At 45.0% G+C, this 5,550-nt stretch carries 6 protein-coding genes; all 6 read left to right on the top strand.

Annotated elements, in window-relative coordinates; genetic code table 11:
• On the top strand, positions 1-510 hold a 510-nt coding region (locus tag AC1RQI_RS16105; RefSeq protein WP_481905631.1), incomplete at its 5' end, for a hypothetical protein.
• An 80-nt stretch (positions 511-590) separates the two neighbouring features.
• Positions 591-1,544 (top strand): hypothetical protein, encoded by a 954-nt coding sequence (locus AC1RQI_RS16100; protein WP_481905630.1) that lies wholly within the window; start codon positions 591-593, stop codon positions 1,542-1,544.
• A 110-nt stretch (positions 1,545-1,654) separates the two neighbouring features.
• Positions 1,655-2,215, top strand: coding sequence for a hypothetical protein (locus tag AC1RQI_RS16095; RefSeq protein WP_481905629.1), 561 nt, complete (start codon positions 1,655-1,657; stop codon positions 2,213-2,215).
• A gap of 514 nt (positions 2,216-2,729) precedes the next feature.
• The gene (locus tag AC1RQI_RS16090; RefSeq protein WP_481905628.1) at positions 2,730-3,362 is read left to right on the top strand and encodes a hypothetical protein; all 633 of its coding nucleotides are present in this window, start codon (positions 2,730-2,732) and stop codon (positions 3,360-3,362) included.
• Between the two features lie 153 nt (positions 3,363-3,515).
• Positions 3,516-4,343: a hypothetical protein gene (locus tag AC1RQI_RS16085; RefSeq protein WP_481905627.1), complete on the top strand. Its 828-nt coding sequence runs from the start codon at positions 3,516-3,518 to the stop codon at positions 4,341-4,343.
• Complete coding sequence (locus AC1RQI_RS16080; RefSeq protein WP_481905626.1) at positions 4,336-5,490, top strand: DEAD/DEAH box helicase; 1,155 nt, start codon at positions 4,336-4,338, stop codon at positions 5,488-5,490. The genes AC1RQI_RS16085 and AC1RQI_RS16080 overlap by 8 nt, the downstream gene beginning before the upstream one ends.
• Positions 5,491-5,550: the final 60 nt, after the last annotated feature.

The raw sequence follows: 5,550 nt of genomic DNA, 5'->3' as shown, positions 1-5,550 counted from the left end.
TTCCCATCGGGCTTCCTGCAAGAGAAGAATTTCGCGTTATTATGCCAGAATGCGGTTTCTACCGCGCAGACTCCTAGTAAGATCACCACAGTTGCTGGAATATGCAGAAACTTTGACGAAAGTCTATACAAACATTATTTCCTGCCAGGTCGACAAAATGCCGTCAGGCTAATCGATTTGCTGAAAGATGTTCGGGAGGTTACCCAGAAAGATAACACTCCTCGACTGTACTTTGGAAAAATCATTAGATCTTACACTCCCGTCAATGACCCCTCCTCTCACAATATTCGAATGACTGAGTTAGCTAGCGCACCCAGTGTGAGAGACTTCTACTTCAAGGAGGAGCACGGGATTTCCAGTAGTAAAGGTATTAATGACAAGACCCAGGAACGATATGTTCTTATGTGGGGGAAAGTTGGGACGAATGGAATCGGTCTTTGCATTGAAGGGTTGAGTTGGGGTGAATTCGCATTGTTGCCAGCTCAATACGACTACCTTTTGGATACATAACCAGTGGTTGTTGTCGGATGCGCCTGCGCTGCGATCCGCGCACGCCGCAAAGCTAAGCGTTGTCAGTACAAGGTAAAGTTATGAGTATCCTAAAAAATGCACTAGATTCCATCGCAGTTGGCTTGGAAGATTTTGAATCGCCTGATGAGAGAAGGATAATTTCGTCTACTAGGAATATCTTCGCAGGCATCTTGCTTTTGTTTAAACACAAGCTTTGCGAGCTAAGTCCCCAAGGTACGGATGAAGCTCTTATTAAACAGAGAGTTTTACCAGAGCTTAATGGAACAGGAGTAGTCAATTGGATAGGAAAGGGCAAAAAAACTGTAGATGTGCAAAATATTAAAGATCGTTTTGAGTCTTTGAATATATCTGTTGACTGGAAGCGATTAGATAGAATTAATAAATACAGAAATGATATAGAACATTACTACAGTACATTGAATAGTGATTCTGTGAAGCAGCTAATCTCTGACTCTTTTATTATTATTCGAGACTTTATTGTAGCTGAGCTTAGTGAAGATCCTAAATCTCTGCTCGGTGAGGAATACTGGAAAATTCTTGTGGACGTGAACGAAGTTTACGCAAAGGAGAAACAGGAGTGTGATTTAACGCTGGAGGAGCTTAGTTATTATACCGATGACATTCTTCACGCACTGCAAGAGTATCACTGTAGCGAATGTGGTTCAGGTTTGCTGGAAACCGATGATACAGGAGAGGCAGCGGAGGCAACATTCAAATGTCGAACTTGTGGAACTGAGGTTCACTATGATGACGTAGTAAATGAAGCGGTTAACGAATTTTACGCCGACGAGGCGTATTCTGCTCATAAAGATGGTGGCGATACCCCTGTTGTGGACTGTCCTTTATGCGGCTTTGGGACCTACATTGTCCATGAGGGTATTTGTGTTTCATGTTGCGGTTCTGCAACTCATGAGTGTGCAAGGTGCGGGTGCAATATTCATCCAGATGAGCTATCAGACGGTAACGTCTGCGGCTACTGTGCTTACATGTGGGAAAAGGTTATGGCGGAGTAATGTACTGCTAACCAAGTGGTCAAGGGGACGCCAACTACGTTGCGCTCCGTTGGTGCCCATTACCACTGGCGCTAGGCAGTAGGGCACGGGCCAGTTATGAGGATAATAGAGTGATACCAATCTTTGAGCAGGGCTCGGGCAAGGGCATAGGACACAGCGTGGATTCCTTTCTCGAGCGTTTCCATGAAATAGCGGCAGATCACATTAAGTCAGGTAGAGCCAAAGCTTTGGCCTTTGTGTTCTATGATTTTCAGGATCGCGAATTCAAGCAAGTGCTAAAAGATCAGGGTGTCTTCACTCAGCTCGATAGGCTTTCTGGAAATGATCTGAGCGTATTTTTCTTGCACTCTGGGAGCGACAGGCTCCTCAAGAAGTTTAACGAAACACTTATGACTGCTCTCGGCGTGGATGAACAGGCAAAGACGCCATGCGTCGTATTTTGCAGAACCTCATCTGATGGATTCACTGATATATCGGTTGCAAGGCTAGATAGCGCCGATCTAATACATGGATTCCATGAGCTATATGAGGTGATTAAGTCTTATATTTCAGGTGATGTGGTTGAGTCCGGGCCAAAGTACATTTCTTGGGTAAAAGGATCATTCAGGTTTGTATCCTTAGAATCAATAAAAGCTTTGGTCAGGGAGTTACTCAAAGGTGGTATTTTCTAAGCGTTCGAGAATGCCTAACTATCGGCTGCACAGCGATCGAACTTCCGCCGCTTCGCGGCTCCAAACCGGCGCGTGGTGTCACTGGATGGGGCGGTTAGCCGGGACCAGGCCGTAGCTGGCTGCTACATACACGGCGTGCTTGATGAGGCGCAGGCTTGCGACATTTTGCTGTCGTGGGTCGGATTGACAGACCAACAGGTAGAATCGGATTACCAGCAGCATCGATTGACTGGGTTGGATCGGTTGGCCGATGCTGTGGCAGCACACCTCGACGCCAAGCCCATATTCCAGGCTTGAGCGGCCAAGACCGTTTTGATTGATTTAGTCTTCTTGAGCACAGGAATTCAAACCATCGCATAGACCCCTAAAATCCTATGGGTTAGGCTGTTCTTGTGAGGACTAAAGGCGCTCTTGTAAGCGGGCTGTGGGGCTGGTTTGCCTAGTGTGGCTACACATTACAGTGGTGCGTAACGCGGTGTAGCGTCTGTTAAACGGCATCAGATAGGGGGGGATTATGAGATCCAGGAACCTGCAAACAACTCCTGTTCTGATAGTTAGCAACTATAGAATTAGCCCTGATCCCGCGACAGGTAAGTTTTTGCACCAATTCACACCAGAAACCACATCCACCGTTTACCAATTCATTGGAAATAGAGAGCCAATTTTCGAAGAAGGAGAGCGGTACAATATTGGGTTCGAAATTGAGAATGGAGCAAACATCGTTGACGTTTCAGCTTCCGCGAAAGCGGATGAGGTAAACCCTGTGGTGAGCCACAGGGTAGCTCGCATTCTTGGGGAGCAACTTCGTCATGTAGAAACAACAAAGTCTGACCAGCGTGTTTTTCATAGTGCGACGCATGGACACTATCTTGGAAAGAAATATGCCTGGAGAATTTATGGGATGGCTGTCGCCAAGGACACCTTTTACGATTATCTTGACGAGATTGGTCATCCAGCTGTGCCTTGCCTCACCGAAGGTTCGGCATCGACAGCCTATCTAGATTCAGGAATTGATACTGCGATGAATCAGCTAATGAACTCTTGTTCGAGGGTCGGCGCTACTACCAACAGATTTTTCTCTCCGTTACTCTCTTCGAAGAACTGGTTCACGATAAAAGGCATCTCAGCCATTTCTGACAAGAAATAGAGCTATTACTGCATGGACAGATTTCTTAACAAATAGCTGCATACAAGAATTTCTGGCTCCGCCGCCACCGTTTCAAAGCTCGCGGGGCATTCTATTCTTAGCTAGGCTTAATTCGCCAGTCGTCTTGTGAGGCAAAAGAAAAAGGAAATTCGGTTGAATCCTGACAGCATTGAAATCGTCGAAGATAATGGCCATGAATTTTCGGTATTGTCTTATCAGTGCAATCTTGATGTGGAGAACGATGCGTTCTTATCTCATATGGTTGCCGTTGCTAGAAATCTTTACGGGGAATACCTTGTAAAGCAACCAATAGAAGCGGAATCAGCAGTGGCTGAATCTTTTGACCTCGATGCGATCAAGAAGGCTATCCGAACGGGGATGCCTGATCCTAGCCAAGAAGAGGGTAAGCCTGAAAATCTTCGAAATTATAGATCGGAAGCAGCAGAGTTGGTAGCAAGAAAAGCGCTAAGTGATAGCTATGGTCTTACTTATCCTGCTGCGTCTCAGGTTGTGAAAGGGAATCCGAATCAGCCCGTGTTAGGTTTTGATGGCTGGGGGTTGATAGAGGTCTCTGATTCGTGCTGGGCATTTGTCGTCATTCAGGTTAAGGGTTCAGACGAGGAAAAATCCCCTCCTCAGGTGATTCAAGAACTTATTGGTGAATGTAAGGAAGCCCCTCAAGATTTCGGAAAGTTATCAAGGGCTCTAGTATCAATTATCGCCCTTATTGAAGATAGCCAGATTAAGAATATATTGCTTCGTATGCTAGAGCAAATTGGTAAAGATGAATCATTAAGGTTGATCATTGCTCCTGTTGTAGTGCGGGGTGAGGTAGCCTCTAAGCTTACCGATATTGATTGCTTGTCGAGGCATATAGAAGCTACTGAAATACTGAGTGCAAAAGCTTCATCAGCTTCGGTAGGCATCGATCTGGTCAGTTTTGGTCAAGCCCTCTTTGACAAGGCAAAGTCAAATGACTGATATAGTTCTTAGTCAATTCTATACTGGGGAGCCATTTTGGAAGTCGTTGTCAACGACGACAGCTGATGCAATATCATCTAGAGTTAATCCGGGAGAACGCCTTCAAGTAGAACCACTCCGAAATCTAGAAATCGCGGCATACGCTGCATTTGAAGAGGCTATGGGTGGAGATGGGCTTGAAGGTTTTCTTCGGCGGGAACGTTACGAAAATGATGATGGTGAAAAAAACGAGTGGGCTTTAGCGTTAGAAGCATATGGTGCGCTGTTAGATATTCCTTCTCTGGAGCACCCAGAAATTACCGATATCTTGTTCTTCTCGGCCGTTTCCCTTGCAGCAGAGAAGCCTAATTCGTCATCTCAGATAATTTCTAGATTCGATTTAACTCAGTTTGATATAGATAACAATGAATCCTGGGAAGTCAATACGATCACCAAGATATCGGTGGCTCTTTTATCGTTAGTTAAACAGTCTAGTCTATCAGATATTGAGTATTCAAAGGAAAAAATAAATGAATTGTCTAGGAAACAATCTGAATTAGAACCGAAGTGGTTGGAGAAAGTGGGCCGAAAGAAGGCCCTGTCACTGATGGCGCTTTATCATATTGCACAAGCAACACTGGAGACAGCTTCTTATTTAGAGTCAGGATATGTTTATGAGGATAGAGGGAGTGGCAAAGACTTTGAGCCTGAACTCTCTCAGCTTTTAATAAAAGCTGAGGAGTTTTCTTATGAGTCTGGTGATCTGGATGTCCCTAATCTTGTACGGTTGGCCGGAATAATAAATTGGAAAATATTCTCCAATTCTATTTGGCGGCACATTGGTGGGACGTCGGAAGAGTTAGATGAGTTCATAAGGGCTTTGTCTCGAGGAACCTCGAAGTCGATATTTAGTCTTCTTCCGGCGCAACAAGAGGCGATAAAGCAAGCGCTTTTTGATCCAACGAAACTGGGAATTGTTCTGGAAATGCCCACCAGTTCGGGGAAAACATTGCTTGCAGAAATGGTGATTATCCAGGCTATTGGGAATCATCGATCTACAGGAAAAGTTTTGTATATTGCGCCGACCAGAGCTTTGGCAAGCCAAGTTAAAAGAACTTTGTTCCATGATTTGAGCGGACGAGGGATAGAAGTTACTAATCCGAAATAAAGTAGCCGAACATTAGTCGGAGATATAAGCCAGTTCGGGGTGCTGAAAAAATGACTTCAG

The organism is Salicola sp. AFF1 (assembly GCF_056783195.1).
The sequence above is the reverse complement of the archived record's forward strand: the minus strand, read 5'-3'. Positions and strand labels throughout refer to the sequence as shown.

Bases quoted from the DNA above. Each gene is read 5' to 3' on its own strand.
- AC1RQI_RS16090 (WP_481905628.1), top strand. From the start codon at position 2,730: ATGAGATCCAGGAACCTGCAAACAACTCCTGTTCTGATAGTTAGCAAC.
- AC1RQI_RS16080 (WP_481905626.1), top strand. From the start codon at position 4,336: ATGACTGATATAGTTCTTAGTCAATTCTATACTGGGGAGCCATTTTGG.
- AC1RQI_RS16100 (WP_481905630.1), top strand. From the start codon at position 591: ATGAGTATCCTAAAAAATGCACTAGATTCCATCGCAGTTGGCTTGGAA.